General features: G+C 59.3%; 3 protein-coding genes. 1 reads left to right on the forward strand and 2 read right to left on the reverse strand.

All coding sequences use genetic code 11. The features are described from left to right. On the forward strand, nt 1-2,093 hold a 2,093-nt coding region (locus A3754_RS20425; protein ID WP_063521162.1), incomplete at its 5' end, for a TonB-dependent siderophore receptor. 86 nt (nt 2,094-2,179) lie between these two features. On the opposite strand, the gene A3754_RS20430 is transcribed toward A3754_RS20425, so the two are convergent. Further along, nucleotides 2,180-3,025, reverse strand: a complete 846-nt coding sequence (locus tag A3754_RS20430) for a S1 RNA-binding domain-containing protein (protein ID WP_063521163.1) — start codon at nt 3,023-3,025, stop codon at nt 2,180-2,182. A gap of 159 nt (nt 3,026-3,184) precedes the next feature. Further along, the coding region (locus tag A3754_RS28875) for a DUF2058 family protein (RefSeq protein ID WP_156497118.1) at nt 3,185-3,261 on the reverse strand (77 nt) is incomplete at its 5' end.

The following is a 3,261-nucleotide window of genomic DNA, read 5'->3' on the forward strand; positions in this document are numbered from 1 at the left end:
GCAATATCGATGTCACCGCCAGCAGCGTGGATGAACACGATGCCAGTATGACCACCGAAGGCTCGGAGCGATACGGTACCACTGCCACCAACACCGCAACCCGCATGGTGCTATCGCCCCGCGAAACGCCGCAGTCTGTTTCCGTGATTACCCGTCAGCAGATGGACGACTTCAACCTCGACAGCGTGGCGGAAGTGATGCAACGCACGCCTGGCGTTACCGTGAAAAGCCAGGATACCGAGCGCCAGCAACTGTTCGCCCGGGGTTTTGAAATCACCAACTTTCTTTACGACGGTATGCCGTCTACCCGCATCGACACCCTGGGTAAACAAGCGGCCCTGTCCGATACCTTCATCTACGACCGTATTGAAGTCTTGCGCGGGGCCAGCGGCCTGCTCAATGGCATCGGCAACCCGTCCGCCACGGTAAACCTGGTGCGCAAGAAACCTACCCGCGACTTCACCGGCCAGGTGGGTGCGGAGCTGAACAGCTGGGACGGTTACCGCGGCGAGTTCGATGCCAGCGGGTCACTGTCCAGGAATGGCCGGGTGCGCGGTCGCTTTGTCAGCGCCTACGAACAGGGCGAGTCTTTTCTGGATCACTACGAAAACGAAAAGCAGGTGTTCTACGGCGTGATTGAAGCGGACCTGTTCGACAACACCCTGCTCACCGTGGGCATGGACTACATGGACTATGATCCCATGGGGTCTACCTGGGGCGGCATCCCGTTGTTCTACAGCGACGGCGGCATCGCCGATCTGGACCGGGACCTGAACCCGGCCACCGACTGGAGCAGCTGGGCCCAGGATTCACAAACCGTCTTTGTGAACCTGGAGCATCAGTTCGAGAACGGCTGGTACAGCAAGTTTGCCTACACCAACCAGCAGAACAACTATGATGCCCAGCTGGCCTCCGCCGGTGGCGGCCAGCTGAACCGCGATGGCAGCGGCAAGACGCTATGGTCCGGACGTTATGTGGAAGACAAGACCCAGGACACCTTCGACCTCTATGCCAACGGCCCCTTCGCCCTCTTCGGCCGCCAACACGAACTGGTGGTGGGCGCCAGCTATTCCGATGCCGAACGGGATTACACCGGCCAGTCGCCGGTTAATTTCAACAACGTGGTGCCCAACCTGCTCAACTGGGATGGCGATATTCCCAAACCGGCCTGGGCTGCGCCCAATACGGTGGAAAAGCAAAACAGCAAACAGACCAGCCTGTACGCCACCGCCCGTTTCAAACCCACCGACCGACTTGCGGTTATTGCCGGCGGCCAGGTAGTGGACTGGGAGCAGGAAACCACAGGGTTTAACTGGCAAGGACCGCTGAACGACGAATCCTATCAGGAGAACGGCGAAGTCGTGCCCTACCTGGGACTGGTCTATGACCTGACCGACCACCACTCCGTGTACGCCAGCTACACCAGCATCTTTCAACCGCAGACCGTGCGCGACATCAACAACCAGATTCTCGACCCGGAAGAAGGCAACAGCTACGAGGCGGGATTAAAGAGCGAATTTAACCAAGGCCGACTGAACACCACCCTCGCCGTCTTCCGCACCAATCAGGATAACTTCGCTGAATCCACCGGTCAGCCTATTCCCGGCGGGCCAGCCAACTCCGTGGCCTACCGAGCTGTGGATGGTGCCGAAACCAACGGTTTCGAGCTGGAAGCCGCCGGCGAGATCCTGCCTGACTGGCAGGTACAGGCAGGTTACACCTACCGCATTACCGAAGACCCGGATGGCGACGAGCTCAACACCACTTCGCCGGAAGACATGATCCGCCTGTCCACCCAGTACCGCTTTCGCGGTGACCTGAACGGCCTGACTGTCGGCACGGCGATATCCTGGCAGAACAAGACCTATGCATTCGTGACGCGCCCCGGGGCCAGCGCCAACTACAAGTTTGTTCAGGAAAGCTACACGCTGGTGGACCTGATGGCTCGCTACCAGGTGACTCCCGCCCTGTCGGTGGGCGCCAACGTGAGCAACCTGACGGACGAGAAGTACTTCAACAACCTGGGGTTCTATAACGGGGGATACTACGGGGATGCCCGCAAGTATAGTTTGAAAATGGACTACCGGTTCTGATTGCGGTTTAGCAATCCCAGGCGAAGGCGGGTGTCGGCTTACGGCTCCGCCTAAGCCGACCTACGGAATCACGGAGCCTGCAAAGATCAAACGTCAGGAATAAAAATACGCTCTTTCTCAATGACAATCCGGCGTGCCTTGTAGAGGCCGCCAATGGCCTGCTTGAACGCATTTTTGCTGCAGCGGAAAGTCTGGAAAATGGCTTCCGGCGAACTCTTGTCACCCAAAGGCAGTTCGCCGCCGGCCTTTTCCAGCGCCGCCAGAATCTGCTCCGTGAGCCCATCACTCTTCGCCGCCCCCGGCGCATTCAGGGACAGGCTGAGTTTCTGATCCTGACGCAAGCGCTGCACATAGCCGGTCACCCGTTGCCCAGGGCGCAATGGCGCACGCAGTTCACTGGCCGCAATCATGCCCCAGGCATGATCATCCACCACTACCTTGTAGCCCAGGTCAGTGCTGTGCGCTGCCACCAGCGACACCTCATCCCCCTGCTGATACGCCTGACAGGTATCGGACAGAAAACGGTCCAGCTGGGCACTGACCATCAGCCGCCCTTCCCGGTCCGTGGTCAGCATCACCAACACCCAGCTCTCTTCGCGCACCGGCCCTTTCTGCTCGGCAAACGGCAGCAGCAAGTCCTTGGGCATGCCCCAATCCACAAACGCCCCCACCTTGCTGGTGGACACTACCTTCAATGAAGCCACCTGACCAAGCTGCACACGCGGGGTACGCAGGCTGGCCATGGGCCGACCTTCACCATCGCTGTAAAGCGTAACCATGACACTGTCACCGGGGCCCAGCGTCTGGCCTTCCACTTCCCGGGACGGCAATAGCACCTCACCCAGGTCGCCGCCATCCAGCAGCAAGCCATTGCGAATGACCTTGAGAATTTCCAGGGAATGGCGAGTGCCGAGTTTGGGGGATACGGTCATGGGTTTGGCCTGTTTGGTTGAAGAGTGCACCACGCTTCACATGAGCGTTTTGCGCAAGCGGCTACGTTCTGGTTTTCCTGATCGCCCTGCGGGCGATGGCCTCGCTGTGCGAGGTTCGTCCCCTGGAAGGGAACTCCTACAGCAGCTTCGTAGCAGCACTTACCACATAAGGTCGTCAGGAATCGGGCAGTCCTTGTAGGGATCGTCCTCATCCACGGCTTCATTGCCGCGTTCAT

It is taken from the genome of Alcanivorax sp. HI0083, assembly GCF_001635175.1.

What these genes read in the sequence shown, in the direction of transcription:
- A3754_RS20430 (WP_063521163.1), bottom strand. Translation starts at nt 3,025, where the DNA reads ATGACCGTATCCCCCAAACTCGGCACTCGCCATTCCCTGGAAATTCTC.